Here is a 24,865-nt window from a genome sequence, read left to right as displayed (position 1 = left end):
GGTTCGTCACATGGCTGACGTGAAGGCTTGGCTGCCCTGGGAGGACCCCGACGATTTCCTCCGCGGCGTGCCCACGGGCTACGACGTGGATTTCTACGCCGGCGGCGACCGGCCGGCGTCGTTGGACCAGGTCGAGTTCTACGTGCCGAGCTACATGGGCGGCGGCGACGTGCTCGACATCGTCCGCGAGATGCCCGCGCTGAAGGTCGTCCAGCTGCAGACGGCCGGGTTCGAGCACGTCCAGTCGCGGCTCGCCGAGGGCGTGACCTTGTGCAATGCGCGCGGCGTCCACGACGCCTCGACGGCGGAGCTCGCGGTCGGGCTGATCCTGGCGTCGTACCGGCGGCTGCCCCGGGCGGTCCGCGACCAGGAGCGGGAGATCTGGCCGGACTCGTACGACGAGGTCGACGACTCGCTCGCGGACCGGACCGTGCTGATCCTCGGGTACGGCGCGATCGGCGAGGCGCTCGAACGGCGGCTGAACGGGTTCGAGTGCGAGGTGATCCGGGTGGCCCGGCGCGAGCGCGACGGCGTACACCCGACGAGTGAGCTGCCCGAGCTGCTGCCGCGCGCGGACGTCGTCGTACTGCTGACGCCGGCGACTCCGGAGACGACGGGGATGGTGGACGCCAAGTTCCTGGCGAGCATGAAGGACGGTGCGCTGCTGGTGAACGTCGCGCGCGGTGTCGTCGTGGACACCGACGCCCTGCTGACCGAGCTCGGCACGCGCCGGATCAGCGCCGCCCTCGATGTGACCGACCCTGAGCCGTTGCCGACCGGACATCCGCTGTGGTCAGCTCCGAACGTACTGATCAATCCGCATCGCGGTGGCGCGTCGACGGCGTTCGCGCCGCGGGTGGCCCGCCTGGTCCGCGCGCAGCTCGAGCGCTACGCAACTGGTGAGCCGCTGATCAACGTCGTGGCAGGTCCGCAACGCTAGGAGGGCAAGAATGTCCGAGGCCGTACTGCTGATCGGGACCAAGAAGGGTCTCTGGATCGGCCGGAGCGACGCCGCCCGCACGGAGTGGCGGCTGGACGGGCCGGTCCCGGAGTTCGAGATGCAGGGTGTGTACGCCGTCGGCATCGACACCCGCGGCGACCAGCCGCGGCTGTTCGTCGGCGGCACCAGCGAGCACTGGGGTCCGGCGGTCTTCCACTCCGACGACCTCGGCGCGACCTGGGCCGAGCCGCCGGAGGGCTCGATCGGGTTCCCGGCCGATGCCGGTGCCTCGCTCGAGCGGGTCTGGCAGATCCAGCCGGCGCCTCCCGGTCAGCCGGGTGTCGTGTACGCCGGGTCGCAGCCGTCCGCGCTGTGGAAGTCGACCGACGGGGGAGTGACGTTCGAGCTCGTCCGCGGGCTCTGGGACCACCCGCACCGGACCCAGTGGGATGCGGGCTTCGGCGGGCAGGCTGTCCACACCGTGCTCCCGCACGCATCCGATCCGGATCGCGTCAGCGTGGCGATGTCGACCGGCGGCGTCTACCAGACCACGGACGGCGGTACGTCGTGGTCGCCGGCGAACCACGGGATCAAGGCGTACTTCATGCCGGATCCCGACCCGGAGTTCGGTCAGTGCGTGCACAAGCTCGCGGGGCATCCCGACGTACCCGAGCGGCTGTTCGCGCAGAACCACCACGGCGTCTACCGCTCCGACGACGGTGGGGAGATCTGGAAGTCGATCGCGGACGGGCTGCCGTCGGACTTCGGCTTCCCGATCGTGGTGCATCCGCACGAGCCGGAGACCGTATACGTATTCCCGCTCGTTGCGGACGGCAACAGGATCCCGACCGAGGCGAAATGCCGCGTCTACCGGTCCCGCGACGCCGGCTCCACCTGGGAGGCCCTCTCCGCCGGGTTGCCCGACGTGTCCTACGTGCCGGTACTGCGGGACGCGCTGACCACCGATGCCGCGGACCCGGCCGGCGTGTACGTCGGCACGCGCGACGGCTGCGTCTACGCGAGCGCCGACGCCGGCGACAGCTGGGTCGAGGTCGCCCGTCACCTCCCCGACGTACTCACGGTGCGCGCCGCGGTGGTCGGATGATCGCAGTCCGCCTGCCCACCGTGCTCCGCCCGTTCGCCGGCGGCGCCGAGCGGGTCGAGGTCGAGGGCACGACGGTCGCCGAGGCGTTCGCGGCCCTGGAGTCGCCGCTGCGCCGCAGGCTCACCGACGAGCAGGGCGGGCTGCGCCGGCACGTGAACATCTATCTCCGCGACGACAACATCCGCGACCTGGACGGCCTCGACACCCCGCTCGCCGACGGCGACGAGCTGCTGGTCCTGCCGAGCGTTGCCGGCGGCTGAGAACCCGCTGTCACCGGCCGATGGCGTTGTGGTGACTGTCGGTGCCGAAGGGTTGTGGGCCTGGCCGGTGCCGATTTACATTCGCCCGAAGGGGCCGACGGCTGGGCCGTCGCCTGGGGGGCGCCCTGGGGGAGGGGCGCCTTATGCACGCATTTCTGGATCGGCTCGGCCGGGGAGCGGCACGCTTTCACTGGTTCGTGATCGCGGGCTGGTTGGTGGTCGTGGTCGGTCTGTTCGTACTGCGGTCCGCGTTCGGCGGGACGTACGTCAACAACTACACGGTCCCGGGCAGTGAATCGTCCGCTGGTTTGAACATCCTGAACAAGGACTTCACCAGCGCCGGCGGGTACTCGGGCTCGATCGTGTTCCACGCCAAGACCGGCACGGTGTCCGAGCACGCCGACGCGGTCAAGTCGTCGATGGAGGCCGTCGGCAAGCTGCCCGACGTCGTCACCGCGATCGATCCGCTGGCGACCTCGCAGACGGCGTACATCTCGAAGGACGGCAGCATCGTCAACGCGCCGGTCTCCTTCTCGGTCGTTCCGGCGTCGCTCGACAAGTCGTACGTCGACAAGCTGGACGCGGCCGTCCAGCCGGCCCGGGCCGCCGGGCTCCAGGTCGAGTACGGCGGGGGCACCGGCCAGATCGGGAAGCAGGCGGACGACGGCCCGTCGGAGGCGATCGGTCTCGCGCTCGCGCTGTTGCTGCTGTTCCTCATGTTCCGGTCCGTGGTCGCATCCGGGCTGCCATTGGTGTCGGCCGTGTTCAGCGTCGGCGGCGGGCTGGCGGTCCTCGGGTTGCTCGCGGCCGTGAAGGACTTCCCGGTCTCCGCGCCGACGGTGGCGACCCTGCTCGGGCTCGGTGTCGCGATCGACTACGGCCTGTTCCTGGTGTCGCGGCATCGAGAGCAGCTGGACGACGGCATGGGGGTCGTCGAGTCGGCGGGCCGGGCCGAGTCCACCTCCGGCGCGGCGATCTTGGTTGCCGGGGGCACCGTCGTGATCGCGATCCTCGGGCTGTACGTGTCCGGCGTACCGTTCGTCGGCGCGCTAGGCCTGTCGTCGGCGATCGTGGTCGCGGTCACCGTGCTCGCCGCGCTCACGCTGATCCCGGCGCTGCTCGGTCTGGCGAAGTTCACGGTCCTCAATCGCAAGGACCGGCATCACCTCGCCGATGAGCGCGAGTTGGAGTCGTCGCTCCCGGACGAGACGGCGATCGCCGAGCACCGCGCGGAGGAACGCGAACGCCGAGACGCCAAGCACGAGCAGAGCGCGTTCGCCCGCTGGGGCCGCAAGGTGAGCGATCGGCCGTGGCCGTACGGCATCGCCGCGACGCTGGTGCTGCTCGTCCTCGCGATCCCGTTGCTGTCGATGAACCTCGGCCAGCTCGACGCCGGCACCGATCCGGCCGCCGATTCCAGCCGGAAGGCGTACGACCTGATCGCGCAAGGGTTCGGCCCCGGCGCCAACGGTCCGCTGACGGTCGTCGTACAGCTGCCGTCCTCGGGTGACAAGCAGACCTTGCTGAGCGGGCTCTCATCCACCTTGCAGAAGACGCCGGGGGTCGCCGCGGTCCAGCCGCCGAGCACGAACAGCGCTGGTACGACAGCCATCATCAACGTCATCCCGACCACCTCGCCGTCGGCTGCGGAGACCGAGGACCTGGTCAACCGGATCCGCGACGACGTGCTGTCCGGCCAGCAGGAACCGACGTACGTCGTCGGCACCACGGCCGGGTACGTCGACTTCACCGAGAAGGTCGGCAGCCGGATGCCGTGGCTGATCGGGGCGGTCGTGGTGCTTGCGTTCCTGCTGCTCACGGTCGCGTTCCGCTCGTTGCTGATCGGAGTGAAGGCGGCGATTCTGAACCTGCTGTCGGTCGGCGCGGCGTACGGCGTGATCGTGGCGGTCTTCCAGTGGGGCTGGGGATCGTCGCTGGTCGGGATCGACGAGAAGGTGCCGATCCCGTCGTTCGTGCCGATGCTGATGTTCGCGATCGTGTTCGGGCTGTCGATGGACTACGAGGTGTTCCTGCTGTCGCGGGTGCACGAGGCGTGGATCGCGACGAAGGACAGTCACCGAGCGGTGGCGATCGGGATCGGCGCGACGGCCCGGGTGATCACCACCGCGGCCGCGATCATGATCGTGGTCTTCCTGAGCTTCGTGCTCGACGACGACCCGACGGTGAAGATGCTCGCCGTTGGCATGGCGGTCGCGGTACTGATCGATGCCAGCGTGGTCCGGATGATCCTGGTCCCGTCGGTGATGACGCTGCTCGGCGATCGGGCGTGGTGGCTGCCGCGCTGGCTCGACCGCATCGTCCCCGACATCCAACTCGAGGGCGGTCCGCAACCGCCGCCGCAGCCGGCTCGGGAGGTCGAGCACGTCTGACCGGGTACGGTCGGTCGGCATGAGCGATGTGCTTCTGCTGACCGGCCCGTCCGGCTCGGGCAAGACCACTGTGGCACGACTCGTCGCCACTGACGCCTCTGGTCCCACAGTGCATCTGACGACCGACGAGTTCTACCGCGCCATCCGCACCGGCTTCGTCGCGCCGTGGCTGGCCGAGGCACAGCACCAGAACGAGGTGGTGGTCGACGCGATCGTCGCGACCGTGGGCGTCTACACACGCGGCGGGTACGACGTCGTGGTGGACGGGATCATCGGGCCGTGGTTCCTCGGCCCGTTCCGCGCGGCGGCGGCCGATTGGCGGATGTCGTACGTCGTACTGCGTCCGGACCTGGACACGACGCTACGGCGCGGTCAGGCGCGCGACGGGGTCGAGTTGACGGACGTCGACGCGCTCACCGGGCTGCACGGCGCGTTCGCGGACCTCGGCGAGCTCGAGGCGCACGCGATCGACACGTCAACGCTCGATCCCGCCGCGACGGCCGCCGAGGTCCGCAAAGCTGTTGCCTCCGGCGACTACCTGCTCAGTGCCTGAACAGCCGTACGCCGGTCGCACGCCAGCTGATGCCGTACTCCGCGCACGCGGCGGTGACCTCGGCCGAGCGGATCGAACCGCCCGGCTCGGCGATGTGCGTCACGCCGTACCGGTGCGCCTCCTCGACGTTGTCGGCGAAGGGGAGTGCGCCGTCGGACACCATCGACACGCCGGTGAGTGGCTCGCTCGAACGACGTGACCACCACAGCGCGGCCTTCTCGCCGGCGAGCCGGGTGCAGTCGACGCGGGATTGCTGGCCGGCCCCGACACCGATGGTCATGCCGTCCTTCACCAGCACGACGGTGTTGGATTGGGTGTACCGGGCAACGATCATCCCGAGCTTCAGATCATCGGAGAGGTCAGCAGGCAACGGCAGGTCGTCGCGCTGCTGCGTGAGTCGCATGCCGTAGATCTCGCGTACTTCCTCGGCCGGCGGCTCGAAGTCGGGGTCCGCCTCGAGGACGAGGTACGTGCCGCGCTTCTTCGCCGCGAGGACCTCGACCACGCCCTCGTCGTACCCGGGCGCGATGATCCCGTCCGACACGACCCGCTTCAACACAGCCGCCAGCTCCGCGTCCACCGGATGCGAGACCGCCACGAAGTCGCCGTACGACGACTTCGGATCCGCGTCCCGCGCCCGGGTATAGGCCTCGGCGACACTCCCGCCAAGAGCCGCCCCGGCCGGCGACACATGCTTGTACGACGCGGCCGCCGGCGTACCGAACGCCGACGCAGCCTCGCGCACCAGCTGCCACCCGGTCAGCGCATCCAGCACGTTGATGTACGACGGCTCACCCGCCACGACCGTGAACGGCGCCCGATCGACCGGCACCATCACAGCCGACTGATGCGGATTCATCCCATAACGCACGACAACCTCCGAACTCGTTCGGAGGCGCCCAGGCGGACGACGCCTTACTCTTCGCTCCCCGGTGGTAACCCACCCTCGCCAGTCGCGCTGCCCTCAGCCTACGTCCACACACCGGTCCAGTCGTACAGCGGCGCCGTCGTCGCGTACTCGCGGAGATACGCAATACGCCCCTGGTCGACCCGCGCGACGGTCGCCCCGTCGAACGCGCCAGGCTCGCCCTTCCACGTGCACTCGAAATGCCACTCGGCAACCAGTACGTCGCCGGCCGCGGCCCGCGAGGTGATCTCCCACGCGTCGACGGTCCCGCCCGCGCCGAACCAGGCATCCATCCACTGCTCGACCCGCGGTTTGCCGCGGTAGACCGGCCCGTAGCACTCGATCACGACGCAGTCGTCGGTCAGCGTCTCGAGTACGGCGGCGCTGTCGTGCCGGCGCCATCCGTCGATGTACGCCTCGAGCTGGTCCACGGTCGTCAACTCCTGAGTGCGTGGAAGATCAATAGCCGCGAGTCCTCGGTCGCCGGCTCCTGTTGCCAGTTGCCGTGCACCGCGACGTCGACCAACCCCGCGGCTGCGAGGTCGGCGGTGATTGCCTCGGGGGAGCGGAAGTAGAGCGTGTTCCGGTAGACGGCGTCGTGGCCGTCGGGGAAGACGTTATGCGCGTCGAACACCACGCGGCCGTCGGCGACCTCGATCAGGTCGAGCCATTCGACGAGGTGTCCGACGGACGTGTCCCGTTCGCCGTACGTCGCCTCGCGGGTCCACTGCTCCCACGCACGTGCTGCCGGATTCCGCGACTCGAAGCTGATGACACCGCCGGGCCGGAGCGCGTCCGCGAGCGCGCTGAACGCCTCGGCCTGGTTGCCGACGTGCATCATCGTGTTGCCCGTGCTGATCACGAGGTCGGTGTCGTGCGTCGGCTCCACGGCACGGAAGTCTCCGTCGATCCAGGTGACTGCGTCGGCGCCCGGCTGACGGCGCGCGTAGTCGAGCATCGTGGCACTTGGATCCACGCCGATCACCACCCGACCCGGCGCGACGAGCGAACGGGTCAACAGACCCGTGCCGCAACCGAAGTCCACAACCTTGCGGGCATCCGCGGCCAGTGCGCGGTAGTAGGCATGGTCATCACCGGGTGGGTTGTCGAGGTCGTACAACTCCACCAGCTGCTCGTCGCCGTACGCATCGTCACTCACCCGCGAATGCTAGAAGCGGATCCGCCGGACGACAACGAAATAAGAGCCGGTGCGGTCGGCGAGAACCGCACCGGCTCGTCGATGGGACTACTGCGCCGAGACCCAGCCGTAGATGTTCCCGGGCCGGCCGGCGTTCTTCGCGTGCTTCGGATCGAACGGCCCGAGCTTCTGCACCTTGTCGTGCGAGTTGCCTTCGACGGTCGTGATCTTCCCGTTGCCAGTAGCAACTACAACACCGGTGTGCAGACTGGTGCTCGTGTTCTGCGGCCCGGTCCCGTAGAGCACGATGTCGCCGGGCTTCATCCCGCTGTTCCCGGAGTGCGCCCGACCCTTGCGCTGACCCCAGGTGTAGATGTCACCGGTGAAGCCGTAGTTCGGGATGTCACTTCCGGCCTTGCGCCAGGTCCAGGTGGCGAAATGCGCACACCAGGACTCACAGGCGCCGTACGGATTGCAGTTACTGCCAGGCGGCGTCTCACCCTGCCCAACCTCACCGTTGGCGGCGTTGACGATCTTGGTCCGGGGATCAGCCGCTGCCGCAGTGAGCGACAGCGAGCCCAGCAGGGAAAGGACGACAGCGGACAACAGGAGTCGCAATGTGGGGCGCATCAGCTTGCTCCGTTTCGGATTGGGACAAATCCCCCCAGGCGGCTAGCACAATGAGTATGTAATTAACTAACCACACAAAGCAATCACAGTGTCGTTAAGTTACGAAGGCATAGAGTGAGGCGCATGGTCGATGTGAAGCCTCGGAGTCGGACGGTTACCGATGGGCTGGAGGCCACTGCCAGTCGTGGCATGCTTCGGGCGGTCGGGATGGGGGACGACGACTGGGTCAAACCGCAGGTCGGGGTTGCCTCCAGCTGGAACGAGATCACCCCGTGCAACCTGTCCCTCGACCGGCTCGCCAAGGCCGTCAAGGACGGCGTGCACGCGGCCGGTGGGTATCCGCTGGAGTTCGGCACGATCAGCGTGTCCGACGGGATCTCGATGGGTCACGTCGGCATGCACTACTCCCTCGTCAGCCGGGAGATCATCGCCGACTCGGTCGAGACCGTGATGGAGGCCGAGCGGCTCGACGGCTCGGTGCTGCTGGCCGGTTGCGACAAGTCGTTGCCCGGCATGCTGATGGCGGCCGCGCGCCTGGATCTGGCAAGTGTCTTCCTGTACGCCGGTTCGATCATGCCCGGCCGGCTCGGGGACAAGGACGTCACGATCATCGACGCGTTCGAGGCCGTCGGCGCCTGCGTACGCGGCCTGATCACCCGCGACGAGGTCGACGCGGTCGAACGCGCGATCTGCCCGGGCGAAGGCGCCTGCGGCGGCATGTACACCGCGAACACGATGGCCGCCTCAGCTGAAGCCCTCGGTATGTCGCTGCCGGGCTCAGCCGCTCCGCCTGCCGTCGACCGCCGCCGCGACGGCTACGCGCGGAAGTCCGGCGAGGCCGTGGTCGGCCTGCTGCAGAAGGGCATCACCGCCCGCCAGATCCTCACCAAGGAAGCGTTCGAGAACGCGATCGCCGTCGTGATGGCGCTGGGAGGTTCGACGAATGCGGTCCTGCATCTGCTGGCCATCGCGAGGGAGGCGGAGGTCGAGCTGACCCTCGCCGACTTCAACCGGGTGGGCGAGAAGGTTCCGCACCTCGGTGACCTCAAGCCGTTCGGGCGGTACGTGATGACCGACGTGGACCGCGTCGGCGGGATCCCGGTCGTGATGCGCGCCCTGCTCGACGCCGGCCTACTGCACGGCGACTGCCTGACCGTCACCGGCAAGACGATGGCGGAGAACCTGGCCGACATCGCCCCGCCGGACATCGACGGCACGATCATCCGCGCGCTCGACAAGCCGATCCACCACACCGGCGGCATCACGATCCTGCACGGCTCGCTCGCCCCGGAAGGCGCGGTCGTCAAGAGCGCGGGCTTCGACTCGGACGTCTTTGAGGGGACGGCCCGCGTCTTCGACGGCGAGCGCGCCGCGATGGACGCCGTACCGGATCTCAACCCCGGCGATGTGGTCGTGATCCGCTACGAAGGGCCGAAGGGCGGGCCGGGGATGCGCGAGATGCTCGCGGTCACCGGCGCGATCAAGGGCGCCGGTCTCGGCAAGGACGTGCTGCTGCTGACCGACGGCCGCTTCTCCGGCGGTACGACGGGACTCTGCGTCGGACACGTCGCGCCCGAGGCCGTCGACGGCGGACCGATCGCGTTCGTCCGCGACGGCGACCGGATCACGCTCGACGTCGCGAACCGCACCCTCGACCTGCACATCACTCCCGAAGAACTCGAGAGCCGCAAGCAGGGCTGGACCCCGAAGACACCGGCGATCACCAAGGGCGTGCTCGGGAAATACACGCGGCTGGTCCGGTCCGCGTCCGAAGGAGCTGTCTGCATCTAGGGACGGCTGTATCAAATGGTGAGACACGGAGACGCCCAACTTGACCAGGTCGCGGTCTGCGGGCGAATAATGCCTACATGCGATCGATTCTCCTCGTACTTGTGCGGCGCGCCGACTGACGCGACCACCGAGTCGAGCGCGCCCCTTCAGCCAACCCGGCCGAAGGGGTTTTTTGTTGCCAATGCGACTATCTGCGACCCAGATGAGCAACGTCAGCAACCACAAGCGAGGATGGATCGGTCGCGACAAAAGCAAACATCGTGACAGGACAGGAAGGCTCTCTCATGAGTGAGCAGCTGACCGGGGCACAGGCTCTGATCCGCGCACTGGAACATGCCGGAGTGGACACCGTCTTCGGCATCCCGGGCGGCGCGATCCTCCCGGCGTACGACCCGATGCTCGACTCGACCCAGATCCGCCACATCCTGGTACGTCACGAGCAGGGCGCCGGCCACGCCGCCCAGGGGTACGCCGCCGCGTCGGGCAAGACCGGCGTGTGCATGGCGACCTCGGGGCCCGGCGCGACGAACCTGGTGACGCCGATCGCCGACGCCTACATGGACTCGGTGCCGATGGTCGCGATCACCGGTCAGGTCGCCGGCGCCGCGATCGGCACGGACGCCTTCCAGGAGGCGGACATCCGCGGCATCACGATGCCGATCACCAAGCACAACTTCCTGGTGACCGACCCGGCCGACATCGCCACCACGATCGCCGAGGCGTTCCACATCGCCTCGACCGGTCGCCCCGGCCCGGTGCTGGTCGACGTGACCAAGGATGCGATGCAGACCCAGGGCGTCGACTTCCAGTGGCCGACCGAGCTCGCGCTGCCCGGCTACCGGCCGGTGACCCGCCCGCACCCCAAGCAGGTGCGTGAGGCGGCCCGCCTGATCGCCGCGGCCGAGAAGCCGGTGCTGTACCTCGGCGGCGGCGTGATCCGGGCCCAGGCCAGCGCCGAGCTGAAGGAGCTCGCCGAGCTGCTCGGTATTCCGGTGGTCACCACGCTGATGGCCCGCGGCGCGCTGCCGGACACCCACGAGCTGCACTTCGGGATGCCCGGGATGCACGGCTCGGTGTCCGCGGTCGGCGCACTGCAGCGCTCCGATCTGCTGATCACGCTCGGCGCGCGGTTCGACGACCGGGTGACCGGCAAGCTCGACTCGTTCGCCCCCGAGGCGAAGGTCATCCACGCCGACATCGACCCGGCCGAGATCGGCAAGAACCGCGCCGCCGACGTCCCGATCGTGGGTGACTGCAAGGAGGTCATCACCGACCTGATCGCCGCGTTGCGGACCGAGATCGCAGCCTCCGGCCGCACCCCGTCGTACGACGCCTGGCGCAACCAGCTCGAATCGGTGCGGGCGAAGTACCCGGTCGCGTACGACGAACCCGAGGACGGCACGCTGTCCCCGCAGTACGTGATCGAGCGGATCGGCAAGATCGCCGGACCGGACGCCGTGTACACCGCGGGTGTCGGCCAGCACCAGATGTGGTCCGCGCACTACCTGCCGTTCGAGAAGCCCCGGCACTGGCTGAACTCCGGCGGCCTCGGCACGATGGGGTACGCCGTGCCGGCCGCGATGGGCGCCAAGGTCGCGCGCCCGGACAAGACCGTCTGGGCGATCGACGGCGACGGCTGCTTCCAGATGACCAACCAGGAGCTCGTCACCTGCGCGCTGGAGGGCATCCCGATCAAGGTTGCCGTGATCAACAACCAGTCGCTGGGCATGGTCCGGCAGTGGCAGACGCTGTTCTACGACAAGCGCTACTCGAACACCGACCTGCACTCGGCCCGGATCCCGGACTTCGCCAAGCTGGCCGAGGCGATGGGCGGCGTCGGGCTGCGCTGCTCGGACAAGGAGTCCGTCGACGCCACCATCGACAAGGCGATGTCGGTCACCGACCAGCCGGTCGTCGTGGACTTCGTCGTGCACCGCGACGCGATGGTGTGGCCGATGGTCGCGGCCGGCACCAGCAACGACGACATCCAGATCGCCCGCGACATGGCGCCGAAGTGGGACGGGGAGGAGCTGTAAATGTCGAAGCACACGTTGAGCATCCTGGTCGAGAACAAGCACGGTGTGCTGGCCCGGGTGGCCGCGTTGATCTCGCGGCGGGGCTTCAACATCGATTCGCTCGCGGTCGGTCCGACCGAGCACCCCGAGGTGTCCCGGATGACCATCGCGGTCAGCGTGGACGAGCAGCCTTTGGAGCAGATCACCAAGCAGCTGAACAAGCTGGTGAACGTGATCAAGATCGTCGAACTCGAACCCAGCCAGACGGTTCAGCGCGAACTGCTGCTGGTGAAGGTGAAGGCGGACACCCTGACCCGCGGACAGGTGCTGGAGACCGTCCAGCTGTTCCGTGCGAAGGTGGTCGACGTGGCACCGGACGCGATCACGATCGAGGCGACCGGCAATCCCGAGAAACTCGAAGCCATGCTCCGGGTGCTGGAACCCTTCGGCGTCCGCGAGCTGGTGCAGTCCGGCATGGTGGCGATCGGCCGGGGCAGCCGCTCCATCTCCGACCGCACGCTGCGGCCGGTCCCGGTGCCGCCGCCGCACGTCCAGTCGGGTCCTCCGACCGTGCAGGCACGACCCGCCGAACGTACACACCACCCGGTGCCGGGCCCGCCGCCAGGCCGAGCCGCGGCCGCCGTACCGAATCAACACTAAGGAGAAGTGCCGCAAGTGGCAGCTGAAATGTTCTACGACGACAACGCCGACCTGTCGGTGATCCAGGGCCGCCACGTGGCCGTCCTCGGCTACGGCTCCCAGGGCCACGCCCACGCGCTCTCGCTGCGCGACTCCGGCGTCGACGTCCGGGTCGGTCTGCCGGAGGGTTCGAAGAGCCGGGCCAAGGCCGAGGCCCAGGGCCTGCGGGTGCTCAGCCCGGCCGAGGCGGTCGAGGAGGCCGACGTCATCGTCGTACTCGCGCCGGACCCGGCCCAGCGCAAGCTCTACAAGGAGGCCATCGAGCCGAACCTGGTCGACGGCGACGCGCTCGTCTTCGGTCACGGCTTCAACATCCGGTTCGGCTACATCAAGCCGCCGGCCGGCGTGGACGTGTTCATGGTCGCCCCGAAGGGCCCGGGCCACCTGGTCCGCCGGGAGTACTCCGAGGGCCGCGGCGTACCCGTGCTGGTAGCGGTCGAGCAGGACGCGACCGGCAAGGCGTGGGACCTGGCGCTGTCGTACGCGAAGGGCATCGGCGGTCTGCGGGCCGGCGGTATCAAGACCACCTTCACCGAGGAGACCGAGACCGACCTGTTCGGTGAGCAGGCCGTCCTCTGCGGTGGCGTGTCGGCGCTGATCCAGAACGGCTTCGAGGTACTGACCGAGGCCGGCTACCAGCCCGAGGTCGCGTACTTCGAGTGCCTGCACGAGCTCAAGCTGATCGTCGACCTGATCTACGAAGGCGGCATCGCCAAGCAGCGCTGGTCGGTGTCCGACACCGCCGAGTACGGCGACTACGTGTCCGGTCCGCGGATCATCGACGCATCGGTCAAGGCCCGGATGAAGGAGGTCCTCGGCGACATCACCGACGGCACCTTCGCGGCCCGCTTCATCGCCGACCAGGACGCCGGCGCGCCGGAGTTCGCCGAGTTCCGCAAGAAGAGCCAGGAGCACCCGATCGAGGCCGTCGGCAAGGAACTGCGCGGCCTGATGGCGTGGGTCAAGTCGCACGACGACGACTACGTCGAGGGCAGCGCCGCCCGCTGACACACCAGCTGTCGGGGCCCGGACCATCCAGGTGGATGGCCCGGGCCCCTTCCTTTGACACAATGTGTGACGGTTGTAGTTCGAGCACGTGATTGCGGGGGAGGTGACCGGCGGTGGAGGACGGCAGGAACGGGCTGCCGCGGCCGCCTCGGCGGATCCCCGCGAACGCCGGTTCGCTGACGCAGCTGGAGGTCCCCAGCCGGCCCGCCGCACCCCAGCCGCCCGGCCGCCGGCCGTGGCTCTTCGGCCGGATCCTGGCCGGGTTCGTCGTACTGCTGGTGATCATCGCGGCCGGCGCGGGTGCAGGCTGGTTCGTCCATGAGCGACGGCTGGGGATGAACACCGACGAAATCCTGAAGTCGGCCGGCCCGGCGGTGGTCCGGGTGCTCGCTACGACGTGCGGCTCGAGCGGCGAGGCATCCGGCGTACTGATCGACAACGGGCGGGTCCTGACCGCGGCGTCGGCGGTCGCGAACCCGCGGTCTATCGTGATCGTGACGTCGGACGGCCGGATCCGGCGAGCGAACCTGCTCGGCACCAGCGCGGACGGCGTCGCCGTACTGCAGTCGATCGGTCTCGACGGTACGCCGATGCACCTCGCGGCCGCCGATCCCGACCCGAAGGCGCAGCGCGCTCTGATCGGCTACACCGCCGCGGGCAAGCAGACGATCAACCAGGTCGGCTCGACGGCCGACCCGCGGGCGTTGAGCGAGGTCATGAACGCGGCCAAGCTCGGCGGCCCGGTTGTCGACAAGTCCGGCGGCCTGATCGGGCTCGTCACCGGCGCGACGGTGCAGGCCAGCGCTATCGTCCCGCTCGAGAAGCTCCGGGGGTACGTCGCCGCGTCGCCGTTGGGACTCGACCTCGCGACGGCCGGGACCTGCGCGCTGTCGCGCGGTCCGCAGGCCGCGGTCGTTCCGGCTCTGCAGGTCGCCAGGACGCCGCTGAACGTCGAGGTGCAGCGGTTGTTCGGCAACTACGTCACGCTGGAGAACCAGCAGGACTTCCGGGCACTGCAGTCGCTGTACTCGGCGCGGTTCGCCAAGGGCATGACCGAAGCGCGGGACCTGAACAACCACAGGACGTCGTACTTCTTCAACCCGAGGATCACCGACGTCGCACCGGACGGCTCGTACGCCCGGATGGCGTACGACATCCTGTTCGCGCCGACCGCGACCGGTGCGGGCGGCCAGAACTGCAACCGGCTCGACGTGCGCTTCCAGCTGGTCCGGGTGGACGGCAAGCTGCTGATCGACCGGACCGTGCCGATGGCGACCCCGGTGAGCTGCGACAGTGACTGACCGTCATCCGGGCCCTCCAACAGCCCCGGATGCGGACGCGGTACCATCGAGGCAGCGGGCACAGCGCGGTGCTCTGAAGATCACGAGCCCCTACCGCTTCTGCAGGAGATTCCTCCATGACTGACGTAACCCGGCCCGTCGTCCTGATCGCCGAAGAGCTCAGCCCGGCCACCGTCGAGGCGCTCGGCCCCGACTTCGAGATCCGCCACGCGAACGGCGCCGACCGCGCCGAGCTGATCCCGGCCATCGCCGACGTCGACGCCATCCTGATCCGCAGCGCCACCAAGGTGGACGCCGAGGCGCTCGCCGCCGCGAAGAAGCTGAAGGTCGTCGCCCGCGCCGGCGTCGGTCTCGACAACGTCGACGTGAAGGCCGCCACCCAGGCCGGCGTGATGGTCGTCAACGCGCCGACCTCCAACATCACCAGCGCCGCCGAGCTCGCGGTCGCGCTGCTGCTGGCGTCCGCGCGCCGCGTCCCGGCCGCGAACGAGTCGCTCAAGAAGGGCGAGTGGAAGCGCAGCAAGTACTCGGGTGTCGAGCTGTTCGAGAAGACCGTCGGCATCGTCGGCCTCGGCAAGATCGGCGTCCTGGTCGCGCAGCGGCTGGCCGCCTTCGGCATGAACGTGATCGCCTACGACCCGTACGTGCAGGCCGGCCGGGCCGCGCAGATGGGCGTCCGGCTCGCCACCCTGGACGAGCTGCTGGCGACCAGTGACTTCATCTCGGTGCACCTGCCGAAGACGCCGGAGACCATCGGCCTGATCGGCGACGAGCAGCTGCACAAGGTCAAGCCCGAGGTCATCATCGTGAACGCGGCCCGCGGCGGCATCGTCGACGAGCAGGCGCTGTACAGCGCGCTCAAGGAGGGTCGCGTCGCCGGCGCCGGCCTGGACGTGTTCGCGAGCGAGCCGTGCACGGACTCGCCGCTGTTCGAGTTCGAGAACGTCGTCGTCACCCCGCACCTCGGCGCGTCCACCGACGAGGCGCAGGAGAAGGCCGGTATCGCGGTCGCGAAGTCGGTCCGGCTGGCGCTGTCGGGCGAGCTGGTCCCGGACGCGGTCAACGTCCAGGGCGGCGTGATCGCCGAGGACGTCCGCCCGGGCATCGGGCTGACCGAGAAGCTCGGCCGGATCTTCACCGCGCTGGCCGGTGGCGTCGCGCAGCAGCTCGATGTCGAGGTCCGCGGCGAGATCACGCAGTACGACGTGAAGGTGCTCGAGCTGGCCGCGCTGAAGGGTGTCTTCGCGGATGTCGTCGAGGACAACGTCTCGTACGTGAACGCGCCGCTGCTGGCGGCCGAGCGGGGCCTCGAGGTCCGGCTCGTCACCGACCACGACAGCCCCGAGCACCGCAACCTGATCACGCTGCGCGGCACGCTCGCCGACGGTGTCCAGGTCTCGGTGTCGGGCACGCTGGTCGGCGTACGGCAGTCGGAGCGGCTGGTCGAGATCGACGGGTACGACGTCGAGATCGAGCTCGCGGCGCACCTGGCCTTCCTCACCTACGAGGACCGTCCGGGCGCGGTCGGCCAGATCGGCCGCATCCTCGGCGACGCCGACGTGAACATCGCCGGCATGCAGGTCAGCCGCGACCGCAAGGGCGGCAAGGCCCTGGTCGCGCTGTCGGTCGACTCGAAGATCGCCCCGGCGGTCCTCGACGACATCGCCGCCGCGGTCCAGGCCGACACCGCCCGCACCGTGGACCTCGAGGCCTGAGTCACACGAACGACTGATTTACTGGAGGCGGCCAGCCGCCCGCAGGCGCATGGCGGCCGGCAAGGGCCCGGGCTCAATAGCCCGGGCCCGCTTCAGTTCTAGTGGCGGGTCGCCAGCAGTACGGCGGCGTCCGGCGCCACCATCACCTCGACGGTGGTGAAGCGCTTGTCCATCAGCCATTCCTGCCGAAGCGTGTCGACGCGGCCCTCGTACATCGGCGGCCAGACCGCTGACGGCGTGAAGTCGTCCAGTACGACGAAGCCGCCGGGCTCGACCACGTCCGCGATGATGTCGCGGGCCGACAGCTTCGCCTCGCGCGCGTCCACGAACAGGAGTGCGAACGGTCCGCGCTCGATCAGCGCGGTCCAGTCCGCCGAGACGACCTCGATCCGCTCGTCGGCCGCGAACAGCTCCGCGACTACCTGCGCCAGCTGCGGATCGCTCTCCGCGGTGACGATGTTCGTCGACTCCCCGGCGCCGCTGCGCAACCAGGCCGAGCCGACGCCGCAGCCCGTCCCGAGCTCACCGAGCAGACCGGTCTTGGACGCGGCGAGCGTGGCGAGCAGCCGGCCGGTCTCGTTCCGGGTGGAGCTGACGAATCCGCGCCGGCCGGACAGGCTGAGGGCCGCCGATACCAGCGGCGGCAGTTCTGGAGGAGCACTCACCGGCTGAGAGTTGCACAGGTCTGGTCCAGGACCAGCACTGGGATCTCACATTTCGGGACAGGCTGCCCGCATAGTGGCGAATTAGTCGGACGTGCGAGTAAATTCGTGCGCATCCTGCCGCCCACGACATATTGGGAAGGAGCAGCATGTACGACATGTATCCAGCCAACTGGCCCGCGATCGACGCCCGGGAGCGGAAGGCGGCGCGCCGTCGCCGTACCGTCCGCCCGGCCAGTGACGAGGTCAAGGCTGTCCAAGAGGCCATGAACCGCCGTGACAATGGGGGAGAACCCAAGAAGTGAGCGAGAACAAGAACTTCACGCTGGCCGTCGTTCCCGGTGACGGGATCGGACCGGAGGTCACCACCGAGGCGCTCAAGGTCCTCGACGCGGTAGCCGCACAGCACGGCGTGACGTTCGAGCGGACCGAGTACGACCTCGGCGCGAGGCGCTGGCATGCCACCGGCGAGACGCTGCCGGACGCCGAGCTGGAGGAGATCCGCAAGCACGACGCGATCCTGCTCGGTGCGGTCGGCGACCCGAGCGTCCCGTCCGGCGTACTCGAGCGTGGTCTGCTGCTCAAGCTCCGCTTCACCCTCGACCACTACGTGAACCTGCGGCCGTCGAAGATCTATCCGTCGGTCGGTTCCCCGCTGGCGAACCCGGGTGAGGTCGACTTCGTCGTCGTCCGCGAAGGCACCGAGGGTCCGTACGTCGGCAACGGCGGCGCGCTCCGGGTCGGTACGCCGGCCGAGATCGCCACCGAGGTGTCGGTCAACACGGCGTACGGCGTCGAGCGGGTCGTCCGCGACGCGTTCGCCCGGGCGCAGGCGCGGCCGCGCAAGAAGCTGACGCTGGTGCATAAGAACAACGTGCTCGTGTATGCCGGTCACCTGTGGAAGCGGACCGTCGACAAGGTCGCCGAGGAGTTCCCGGAGATCACCGTCGACTACCTGCACGTGGACGCGGCGACGATCTTCCTGGTCACCGACCCGGCGCGGTTCGACGTGATCGTCACCGACAACCTGTTCGGCGACATCATCACCGACCTGGCGGCCGCGATCAGCGGCGGGATCGGGCTGGCCGCGAGCGGCAACATCAACCCGGACCGGACCGCGCCGAGCATGTTCGAGCCGGTGCACGGCTCCGCGCCGGACATCGCCGGCCAGCAGAAGGCCGACCCGACCGCGGCCATCCTCTCCGCGTCCCTGCTGCTCGACCATCTCGGCCTGACCGAGGCCGCGGCCGCGATCGAGGCAGCCGTCACCGCGGACATCGAAGAGCGCACCGGCGCCGTCCGGACCACCGCCGAGATCGGCGACGCCATCGCCAAGCGCGCGGCGGGCTGACCGGTGCCCGCGCACGACGCTCGCATGACCAGTTGGTCGAGAGGTACGGTGCGGCTATGAGCGAGTTCACCGTTGAGCCAACCACCACACCGGCCAGCGACGACCAGCGCGCCCAGATCCTGGCGAACCCGGGATTCGGGCAGTACTTCTCCGACCACATGGCGATCGCCACCTGGACGGCCGAGAAGGGCTGGCACGACGCGCGGATCACCGCCTTCGGACCGCTGGAGCTGTCTCCCGCGACCGCGGTGTTCCACTACGCCCAGACGATCTTCGAAGGGATGAAGGCCTACCGGCATCCCGACGACTCGATCCACCTGTTCCGCCCCGAGGCCAATGCGACCCGGTTCCAGCGGTCCGCGCAGCGCCTCGCGCTGCCGGAGCTGCCGACCGAGGTCTTCCTCGAGTCGCTGCACACGCTGGTCGAGCTCGACAAGGCCTGGGTGCCGGGCGGCGGTGAGACCTCGCTGTACCTGCGCCCGTTCATGTTCGGCTCCGACCCGTTCCTCGGCGTACGCCCGTCCAGTCACGTGACGTACTGCCTGATCGCGTCGCCGGCCGGCTCGTACTTCGCCAAGGGCGTGAAGCCGGTCCGGATCTGGCTGAGCGAGGAGTACACCCGGGCGGCCCCCGGCGGCACCGGCGCGGCGAAGACCGGCGGCAACTACGCCTCCTCGCTGCTCGCGCAGGCCGAGGCGATCGAGGAGGGCTGCGACCAGGTCGCGTTCCTCGACGCGGTCGAGAAGAAATGGGTCGAGGAACTCGGCGGGATGAACCTGTACTTCGTCCTCGACGACAACACGGTCGTGACGCCGGAGCTGTCCGGCACGATCCTCGAGGGCGTTACCCGGGACTCGATCCTGAAGCTGGTCACCGACCTCGGCTACACCGTCACCGAGCGCAAGATCTCGGTCGACGAGTGGCGCGAGGGTGCGGCCTCCGGCAAGGTCAAGGAGGTGTTCGCCTGCGGCACCGCCGCGGTCGTCACCCCGGTCGCCTCGCTCAAGTGGAAGGACGGCGAGTCCCAGATCGGCGACGGCAACGGCGGCCCTGTTACTGCCGCCGTCCGCAGCGCCCTTCTCGATGTCCAGTACGGTCGCGCAGCCGACCCGCACGGCTGGATGACCCGCATCGTCTGAGTTCTTCCAGTTGGTGGCCCGGCGCAACGGTGCCGGGCCACTGCTGTTTTCACAGCATCTTCTCAGGTCTGCTGCGTGGACCGGTGGTCGCTGCCGGCAACCTCGGTTCGGTAGGGTCGGGCGGCATGAGCGGGTTTCCGGATGAGGTCGAGGGCTACTACGTCGAGCTGGCCGAGCGTCGGGGATGGTCGGACGAGACGTCGGCGGCGATCCGGTCGACCGTCGAGCTGATCCGGGATCTTGACCGGGGTACGGCGCCGCGGACGTACGGCGCGGTCGTCGACGACCACGGGACCGACTGGCTGTACGAGGCGGTCTGGCACGAGCGCGAGTGGGTCGTGATCCGGCAGCTCGGCTCGGGCGAGGACGGCGAGGTCACCCGGTACTGGTGGCAGCGGCTCGAGGACGACGAGGGCATGCTCACCGACCAGGCACTGGACCGCGAGGAGTGGGGATTGCGGCCTTTGTCACGCGAAGACTTCTATACAGCCTGGGATGATCCCGGTTGGTCGCTTACCGCCTGAACTCCAGTACGGGCCGGAGTACTGAATGTTCGTGATGCGAGACAGTGACGCCACCGTTCGGACATTGTGTGGCAGACTGCAAAACGTCATGAAGAACTACCAGGGCATTATTCCCTAGGCGCGCTCAGCAAGCTGTACCTGAGCGCGCAGACCTCTCGCACCTTGCGGGAGGTTTTTTGTTTGCCCAACACCCCCCTCGGAAGGCCGGCCCCCTATGAGCATCTCGGACGATTTCCACGTCTACGACACGACTCTTCGTGATGGCGCGCAGCAGGAGGGGCTGGCGCTGTCCGTGGCCGACAAGATCGCCATCGCGCAGTACCTGGACGAGCTGGGGGTCGGGTTCATCGAGGGCGGCTGGCCGGGCGCGGTGCCCAAGGACACCGAGTTCTTCGAGCGGGCGCGGACCGAGCTGCACCTGAAGAACGCCACGTTCGCGGCCTTCGGCGCGACCCGCAAGCCGGAGACCGCGGCCGCCGACGACCCGCAGGTCGCCGCTCTGCGCGACTCCGGCGCCGGCGTCGTCACACTCGTTGCCAAGAGCCACGATGCGCATGTGGAGCGCGCGCTGCGGACGACGCTCGAAGAGAACCTGCGCATGGTCGCCGACACCGTGAAGCATCTGCGTGAGCACGGTCAGCGGGTCTTCCTCGACACCGAGCACTTCTTCGACGGGTACCGCGCCAACCGCGCGTATGCGCTGGAAGTCGTACGGGTAGCCGTCGAGGCCGGCGCCGATGTGGTCGCGCTCTGCGACACCAACGGCGGGACCTTGCCGCGGGAGCTGCAGGACGTCGTACGGGATGTTCTCGATTCCACCGGGGCCCGGCTCGGCATCCACTGTCACAACGACGCCGGCTGCGCGGTGGCGAACTCGATCGCCGCCGTCGAGGCCGGCGTCACGCACGTCCAGGGCACGATCAACGGGTACGGCGAACGCACCGGTAACGCCGACCTGCTGGCGATCGTCGCCAACCTCGAACTGAAGCGCGAGCACGAACTGCTGCCGCCGGGGAACCTGGCCGAGTCGTTCCGGATCGCGCACGCGATCGCCGAAGTCACGAACGTGCCGCCGTCGACCCGGCAGCCGTACGTGGGCCTGTCCGCGTTCGCCCACAAGGCGGGCCTGCACGCCAGCGCGATCAAGGTGGACCCGGATCTCTACCAGCACACGGATCCGGCGCTGGTCGGGAACGACATGCGGATGCTGGTGTCCGAGATGGCCGGGCGGGCGAGTGTGGAGCTGAAGGGCCGCGAGCTCGGGTTCGACCTCGGGAACGACCGCGACGTGGTCACGCGGGTGACCGAGCGGGTGAAGGAGATGGAGTCGCGCGGGTACACGTTCGAGGCCGCGGACGCGTCGTTCTCGCTGCTGCTGACCGAAGAGGTCACCGGGAAGCGGGCTTCGTTCTTCGATGTCGAGTCGTGGCGAGTGATCACCGAGTCCCGCGCTGACGGCGAGGCGGTGTCCGAGTCGACGGTGAAGCTGGTCGCGGGCGGCGAGCGGGAGATCGTGACGGGGGAGGGCAACGGTCCGGTGAACGCGCTCGACCATGCGCTGCGGACGGCGATCGAGCGCGCGTACCCGGTGGTGAACAAGTTCGAGCTGGTCGACTACAAGGTCCGCATCCTCGACTCGGGCCATGGCACCGACGCCGTTATCAGAGTCCTGATCGAGACCGCGGACGGCGAGGGCTCGTGGGTGACGGTCGGCGTCGGTCACAACATCGTCGAGGCGTCGTGGGAGGCGCTGGTCGACGGGGTCACGTTCGGTCTGCTGCGTCACAAGGAGGTCGCACGATGAGTCTGCTCGCGGTCGAGCGAACGATGACGGTCTTCACCGCCGAGGTCGTCGAGACCGGCGGCATGCTGGCGCGGATCGCCGTACTGCTGAATCCGTACGACGTCCGCGAGCTCGAGCTGTCGCTGGATCGCGGCGAGCTGCGGATCGTTGTCGAGGGCAATGGGTTCGACGCCGGGCGGGTGGCGGCGCGGCTGGAGAAGGTGATCGGTGTGCTCGAGGTGTCGGTCAGCTGACCTCGGTGCCTGCCAGGTAGACGGCTTCTACGGTGAGGTCTTGCGAGAGCAGGACCAGGTCGGCGACGTTGCCGACGGCAAGCGTGCCGCGGTCGTGCCAGCCGTAGTGGTGGGCTGCGTTGGTCGCTACCAGTTGGACGGCTTGGGGGACGGTGAGCTTGAGGACGCGTACGGCGGTTGCCAGCGCGTCGGCGAGGAAGTGGACCGAGCCGGCGAGCGTGTCGGTGCCACGGAGCGTGGCGATGCCGTCGTGGACGTGGACGTGGCGGTCGGCGTACGAGTAATTACCGTCGCCGAGACCGGTCGCTGCCATTGCGTCGGTGACGAGCATGGCTCGGTCGAGGCCGGCGGTGCGGGTCGCGACGGTCAGCGCTTCGGGTGACAGGTGGATGCCGTCGGCAATCAGTTCACAGGCGACGCGGTCGTCCGTCAGTGCAGCGCCGACCGGACCTGGCTGCCGGTGCGTCATCGGCGGCATCGCGTTGAACAGATGCGTCGCGGTTCGCGCACCGGCGTCGAACGCCCGCCGCGTCCAGGTCCCGTCGTCATCAGTATGCCCGACGGCGAAGGTGATCTCGTCTCGATGCCGCTCGACCAACTCGATCGCTCCCGGCAACTCGGGCGCAATCGTCATACTCACCGCCAGCCCACCAGCCGCCGCGATCAGCTCCCCAAACACCTCCTCATCAGGCTCAAGCAAGGCGTCCGCCGTCTGCGCCCCCCGCCGCCGCTGCGACAGAAACGGCCCTTCCAGGTGAATCCCGCGGATGTTCGGCGCACCCGCCTCGGCAATCGCCTCCGCAGCTCGAACCATCCGATCCAGCCGCATCGTCGCCACCGACGCAACCAGACTCGTCGTCGCGTGCTCAAGATGACTACGAGCCGCCAGCAGGACATCCGCCACCTCACCGGAGTACAGCGCCGCCCCACCACCCCCATGACAATGCGTATCAACAAACCCCGGCACCAACCACCGCCCCCGAGCATCAACCACCGCCTGGTCGTCAGCCCGCCCACCCGCCTGGTCGTCAGCCCGCGCTCCCGCCTGCTGCGCGGTGCCCATCTCCTCCTCCCCGCCAGTGCCGGCGTAGCCGGCACCGGCGGGGGTTTCTGGTGGCATGCCGGGGCCAATGGCGACTATTCGGCCGTTCTCGACCTGCAGCCAGCCGTGGACCGGCTCCGGTGTGCAGAGGTGGGCGTTGACGAAGGTGGTCACGGGGCAAGCAGGTGGCGTGCGGCTGCTTCTGCGCAGACTCTTGCGCTGCCGAAGGTTTGGATCCAGCCGGTGAAACCTGAGTAGTCGACCCCGGGGACGCCCATGTCGACGACGATCATGTCCGGGTGTTGGGTCTGGAGTTCGCCGATCAGTTTCTCCTGCCAGTCGAAGCGATGCGCCCCGCGAACCAGCAGCACCACCTGACTGTCAGCGCCGTACTCCGACCGGAACTCACCCACCCCCGCCCGCGCCATCCCCGGCCCGTTGTACGTCGACCCCGACAACCCGATGCTCTCGACAACCTTCCCCGCATCGCGCAGCAACGTCTCCACGCCCCACCCGGAGGACCCAGCAGCAGGCGAATGCGTCGGCTCCAGTCGAATGATCAGTACGGCGTCACTCCGCACCCACACATCCCCGTGCGTCACCACAACCTGCTCAGCCAACCGCGAGCCCAGCCCGCTGTCCCGCTCCGCCACATCCGCCTTCGCCCGCGTCCCGAGCCGGGCCAGCCGCGCGTTCGCCTCCTCCAACCGCTCCAACGGCAACCGCCCGCTTTCAACAGCCTCAACCAATGCAGCCGCAGCCACATCCACGTCGTCCAGGAATGCCCACGACCCAAGACACAGCGCGTCAGCCCCGGCCTCGATCGCCCGTACGGCGGCCTCCGGCAACGGCGCCACGTCCGCGATCCCGTACATCTCGAGCGCGTCGGTGATCACCACCCCGTCGTACCCGAGCTCACCCCGCAGGATGTCGGTCAACAGCACCTTGCTGATCGTCGCCGGTACGTCGTCCACCTGCGGCACCAGGTCGTGCGACACCATGATGCTGTCCACCCCGGCCTCGATCGCCGCCCGGAACGGATCGAGGTAGCTCGCCAGCAACTCCTCCCGCGATACGTCGACCAGCGGCGTCGCGAGGTGAGCATCGGTCCCGCTCATGCCGTGCCCCGGGTAATGCTTGGCGCACGCACTGACCCCCGCCGCCTGCAGCCCTGACACCCAAGCGGCCGTATGCCGGCTGACAAGCGAGCGATCCGACCCGAAGCAGCGAATCCCGTTCGGGCTCAGCGGGTTGACCGCCGTGTCGACCGCCGGCGCCAGGTCCCAATCGATCCCGGCGTCAACCAACGACAGCCCGATCTGGTACGCCGCCTTACGCGTCAGCTCCACGTCGTTCAACTCACCCAGCGCGCGGTTACCCGGCATCGAGAAACCGCCGAGGTCCGCGATGCGGCTGACATCACCGCCCTCTTCGTCGATCGACAGCAGCACATGGTCGCGCAGACCGTGCAGTTGAGCCGCCAACTGCCGGAACTGCGGCCCGTCGACGGTGTCCCTGCCGAAGATCACGAACCCGCCGAGCCCGGCGTCGATCCGCGAGGGGACCCAATTCGGCACCTTCGGCCGGCCGAGCGCGGGGAACAGCACGCCATGGGCGAGCCGGTTCAGCTCTGAAGTCACAACATCCTCCATGTGCAG

22 protein-coding genes, 2 pseudogenes and 1 riboswitch are annotated in these 24,865 nt (G+C 68.7%); of the genes and pseudogenes, 17 read left to right on the top strand and 7 right to left on the bottom strand.

Going from position 1 to position 24,865, the window contains the following annotated elements; translation table 11 throughout:
• Positions 1-10: 10 nt before the first annotated feature.
• The 5 genes from ACFWUU_RS35550 to ACFWUU_RS35530 all read left to right on the top strand — a co-directional run bounded on the left by ACFWUU_RS35550 (position 11) and on the right by ACFWUU_RS35530 (position 5,248).
• On the top strand, positions 11-940 hold the full coding sequence (locus ACFWUU_RS35550; protein WP_380182390.1) for a 2-hydroxyacid dehydrogenase: 930 nt from the start codon (positions 11-13) through the stop codon (positions 938-940).
• A 10-nt stretch (positions 941-950) separates the two neighbouring features.
• Complete coding sequence (locus ACFWUU_RS35545; RefSeq protein WP_380182388.1) at positions 951-2,045, top strand: WD40/YVTN/BNR-like repeat-containing protein; 1,095 nt, start codon at positions 951-953, stop codon at positions 2,043-2,045.
• Positions 2,042-2,305, top strand: a complete 264-nt coding sequence (locus tag ACFWUU_RS35540) for a MoaD/ThiS family protein (RefSeq protein WP_137259342.1) — start codon at positions 2,042-2,044, stop codon at positions 2,303-2,305. The genes ACFWUU_RS35545 and ACFWUU_RS35540 overlap by 4 nt, the downstream gene beginning before the upstream one ends.
• A gap of 143 nt (positions 2,306-2,448) precedes the next feature.
• Complete coding sequence (locus ACFWUU_RS35535; protein WP_380182385.1) at positions 2,449-4,695, top strand: MMPL family transporter; 2,247 nt, start codon at positions 2,449-2,451, stop codon at positions 4,693-4,695.
• Between the two features lie 19 nt (positions 4,696-4,714).
• Positions 4,715-5,248: an AAA family ATPase gene (locus ACFWUU_RS35530; protein WP_380182383.1), complete on the top strand. Its 534-nt coding sequence runs from the start codon at positions 4,715-4,717 to the stop codon at positions 5,246-5,248.
• Here ACFWUU_RS35530 and ACFWUU_RS35525 read toward each other — a convergent pair.
• From ACFWUU_RS35525 to ACFWUU_RS35510, 4 genes and pseudogenes are all read right to left on the bottom strand, one after another.
• Positions 5,238-6,125 (bottom strand): annotated as a pseudogene (locus ACFWUU_RS35525) (5-aminoimidazole-4-carboxamide ribonucleotide transformylase); the annotation flags it as partial. The gene ACFWUU_RS35530 and the pseudogene ACFWUU_RS35525 overlap by 11 nt on opposite strands.
• A gap of 13 nt (positions 6,126-6,138) precedes the next feature.
• Positions 6,139-6,215: riboswitch (ZMP/ZTP riboswitch) on the bottom strand.
• 2 nt (positions 6,216-6,217) lie between these two features.
• Positions 6,218-6,586, bottom strand: a complete 369-nt coding sequence (locus tag ACFWUU_RS35520) for a nuclear transport factor 2 family protein (RefSeq protein ID WP_380182381.1) — start codon at positions 6,584-6,586, stop codon at positions 6,218-6,220.
• Positions 6,587-6,591: 5 nt separating this feature from the next.
• Positions 6,592-7,314, bottom strand: coding sequence for a class I SAM-dependent methyltransferase (locus ACFWUU_RS35515; protein WP_380182379.1), 723 nt, complete (start codon positions 7,312-7,314; stop codon positions 6,592-6,594).
• 87 nt (positions 7,315-7,401) lie between these two features.
• Positions 7,402-7,923: a CHAP domain-containing protein gene (locus tag ACFWUU_RS35510; protein ID WP_380182377.1), complete on the bottom strand. Its 522-nt coding sequence runs from the start codon at positions 7,921-7,923 to the stop codon at positions 7,402-7,404.
• Positions 7,924-8,046: 123 nt separating this feature from the next.
• On the opposite strand from ACFWUU_RS35510, the gene ilvD reads away from it, so the two are divergent.
• From ilvD to serA, 6 genes and pseudogenes are all read left to right on the top strand, one after another.
• Positions 8,047-9,714, top strand: a complete 1,668-nt coding sequence (gene ilvD, locus ACFWUU_RS35505; protein WP_380182375.1) for a dihydroxy-acid dehydratase — start codon at positions 8,047-8,049, stop codon at positions 9,712-9,714.
• Between the two features lie 284 nt (positions 9,715-9,998).
• Complete coding sequence (locus ACFWUU_RS35500) at positions 9,999-11,750, top strand: acetolactate synthase large subunit (protein ID WP_380182373.1); 1,752 nt, start codon at positions 9,999-10,001, stop codon at positions 11,748-11,750.
• Positions 11,751-12,254, top strand: a pseudogene (ilvN, locus tag ACFWUU_RS35495) (acetolactate synthase small subunit); the annotation flags it as partial.
• 162 nt (positions 12,255-12,416) lie between these two features.
• Positions 12,417-13,436, top strand: coding sequence for a ketol-acid reductoisomerase (ilvC, locus tag ACFWUU_RS35490; protein ID WP_380182898.1), 1,020 nt, complete (start codon positions 12,417-12,419; stop codon positions 13,434-13,436).
• 113 nt (positions 13,437-13,549) lie between these two features.
• Positions 13,550-14,737: a trypsin-like peptidase domain-containing protein gene (locus ACFWUU_RS35485; RefSeq protein ID WP_380182371.1), complete on the top strand. Its 1,188-nt coding sequence runs from the start codon at positions 13,550-13,552 to the stop codon at positions 14,735-14,737.
• 116 nt (positions 14,738-14,853) lie between these two features.
• Positions 14,854-16,452, top strand: a complete 1,599-nt coding sequence (gene serA / locus ACFWUU_RS35480) for a phosphoglycerate dehydrogenase (protein WP_380182369.1) — start codon at positions 14,854-14,856, stop codon at positions 16,450-16,452.
• 98 nt (positions 16,453-16,550) lie between these two features.
• On the opposite strand, the gene ACFWUU_RS35475 is transcribed toward serA, so the two are convergent.
• Entirely contained in the window at positions 16,551-17,117 is a 567-nt protein-coding gene (locus tag ACFWUU_RS35475) for an O-methyltransferase (protein ID WP_137259330.1), read from the bottom strand.
• A 146-nt stretch (positions 17,118-17,263) separates the two neighbouring features.
• Here ACFWUU_RS35475 and ACFWUU_RS35470 point away from each other — a divergent pair, with 146 nt between their 5' ends.
• From ACFWUU_RS35470 to ACFWUU_RS35445, 6 genes are all read left to right on the top strand, one after another.
• Positions 17,264-17,419 carry a hypothetical protein gene (locus tag ACFWUU_RS35470; RefSeq protein ID WP_170990021.1) on the top strand — a complete coding sequence of 52 codons (156 nt, stop codon included), beginning with the start codon at positions 17,264-17,266 and terminating at the stop codon, positions 17,417-17,419.
• On the top strand, positions 17,416-18,465 hold the full coding sequence (locus ACFWUU_RS35465; RefSeq protein ID WP_137259329.1) for a 3-isopropylmalate dehydrogenase: 1,050 nt from the start codon (positions 17,416-17,418) through the stop codon (positions 18,463-18,465). The genes ACFWUU_RS35470 and ACFWUU_RS35465 overlap by 4 nt, the downstream gene beginning before the upstream one ends.
• A 56-nt stretch (positions 18,466-18,521) precedes the next feature.
• Entirely contained in the window at positions 18,522-19,604 is a 1,083-nt protein-coding gene (locus ACFWUU_RS35460; RefSeq protein ID WP_137259328.1) for a branched-chain amino acid aminotransferase, read from the top strand.
• Positions 19,605-19,729: 125 nt separating this feature from the next.
• Positions 19,730-20,128: a hypothetical protein gene (locus ACFWUU_RS35455; RefSeq protein ID WP_380182367.1), complete on the top strand. Its 399-nt coding sequence runs from the start codon at positions 19,730-19,732 to the stop codon at positions 20,126-20,128.
• Between the two features lie 214 nt (positions 20,129-20,342).
• A complete protein-coding gene (gene cimA, locus ACFWUU_RS35450) occupies positions 20,343-21,932 on the top strand; it encodes a citramalate synthase (protein ID WP_380182365.1) in 1,590 nt (529 codons plus the stop codon).
• Positions 21,929-22,165, top strand: a complete 237-nt coding sequence (locus tag ACFWUU_RS35445) for a hypothetical protein (RefSeq protein WP_137259325.1) — start codon at positions 21,929-21,931, stop codon at positions 22,163-22,165. Before cimA ends, ACFWUU_RS35445 begins: the two co-directional genes overlap by 4 nt.
• Here ACFWUU_RS35445 and nagA read toward each other — a convergent pair.
• Both nagA and ACFWUU_RS35435 read right to left on the bottom strand, forming a co-directional pair.
• Positions 22,158-23,381: an N-acetylglucosamine-6-phosphate deacetylase gene (gene nagA, locus ACFWUU_RS35440; RefSeq protein WP_380182363.1), complete on the bottom strand. Its 1,224-nt coding sequence runs from the start codon at positions 23,379-23,381 to the stop codon at positions 22,158-22,160. The two genes, ACFWUU_RS35445 and nagA, sit on opposite strands and share 8 nt — an antisense overlap.
• Positions 23,378-24,847: a glycoside hydrolase family 3 protein gene (locus ACFWUU_RS35435; protein ID WP_380182361.1), complete on the bottom strand. Its 1,470-nt coding sequence runs from the start codon at positions 24,845-24,847 to the stop codon at positions 23,378-23,380. Before ACFWUU_RS35435 ends, nagA begins: the two co-directional genes overlap by 4 nt.
• Between the last annotated feature and the right edge of the window lie 18 nt (positions 24,848-24,865).

The sequence above is a fragment of the Kribbella sp. NPDC058693 genome, assembly GCF_042715335.1.
In the GTDB taxonomy this organism is placed as follows: Bacteria; Actinomycetota; Actinomycetes; order Propionibacteriales; family Kribbellaceae; genus Kribbella; species Kribbella jiaozuonensis.
Note: the sequence above shows the minus strand (reverse complement) of the source record. Positions and strands in the feature narration are given on the sequence as shown.

Excerpts from the sequence above, each read along its gene's own strand:
- ACFWUU_RS35550 (WP_380182390.1), top strand. The coding sequence starts at position 11 with ATGGCTGACGTGAAGGCTTGGCTGCCCTGGGAGGACCCCGACGATTTC.
- ACFWUU_RS35545 (WP_380182388.1), top strand. The coding sequence starts at position 951 with ATGTCCGAGGCCGTACTGCTGATCGGGACCAAGAAGGGTCTCTGGATC.
- ACFWUU_RS35540 (WP_137259342.1), top strand. The coding sequence starts at position 2,042 with ATGATCGCAGTCCGCCTGCCCACCGTGCTCCGCCCGTTCGCCGGCGGC.
- ACFWUU_RS35535 (WP_380182385.1), top strand. The coding sequence starts at position 2,449 with ATGCACGCATTTCTGGATCGGCTCGGCCGGGGAGCGGCACGCTTTCAC.
- ACFWUU_RS35530 (WP_380182383.1), top strand. The coding sequence starts at position 4,715 with ATGAGCGATGTGCTTCTGCTGACCGGCCCGTCCGGCTCGGGCAAGACC.
- ACFWUU_RS35510 (WP_380182377.1), bottom strand. The coding sequence starts at position 7,923 with ATGCGCCCCACATTGCGACTCCTGTTGTCCGCTGTCGTCCTTTCCCTG.
- ilvD (WP_380182375.1), top strand. The coding sequence starts at position 8,047 with ATGGTCGATGTGAAGCCTCGGAGTCGGACGGTTACCGATGGGCTGGAG.
- ACFWUU_RS35500 (WP_380182373.1), top strand. The coding sequence starts at position 9,999 with ATGAGTGAGCAGCTGACCGGGGCACAGGCTCTGATCCGCGCACTGGAA.
- ilvC (WP_380182898.1), top strand. The coding sequence starts at position 12,417 with ATGTTCTACGACGACAACGCCGACCTGTCGGTGATCCAGGGCCGCCAC.
- serA (WP_380182369.1), top strand. The coding sequence starts at position 14,854 with ATGACTGACGTAACCCGGCCCGTCGTCCTGATCGCCGAAGAGCTCAGC.
- ACFWUU_RS35470 (WP_170990021.1), top strand. The coding sequence starts at position 17,264 with ATGTACGACATGTATCCAGCCAACTGGCCCGCGATCGACGCCCGGGAG.
- ACFWUU_RS35460 (WP_137259328.1), top strand. The coding sequence starts at position 18,522 with ATGAGCGAGTTCACCGTTGAGCCAACCACCACACCGGCCAGCGACGAC.
- ACFWUU_RS35455 (WP_380182367.1), top strand. The coding sequence starts at position 19,730 with ATGAGCGGGTTTCCGGATGAGGTCGAGGGCTACTACGTCGAGCTGGCC.
- cimA (WP_380182365.1), top strand. The coding sequence starts at position 20,343 with ATGAGCATCTCGGACGATTTCCACGTCTACGACACGACTCTTCGTGAT.
- ACFWUU_RS35445 (WP_137259325.1), top strand. The coding sequence starts at position 21,929 with ATGAGTCTGCTCGCGGTCGAGCGAACGATGACGGTCTTCACCGCCGAG.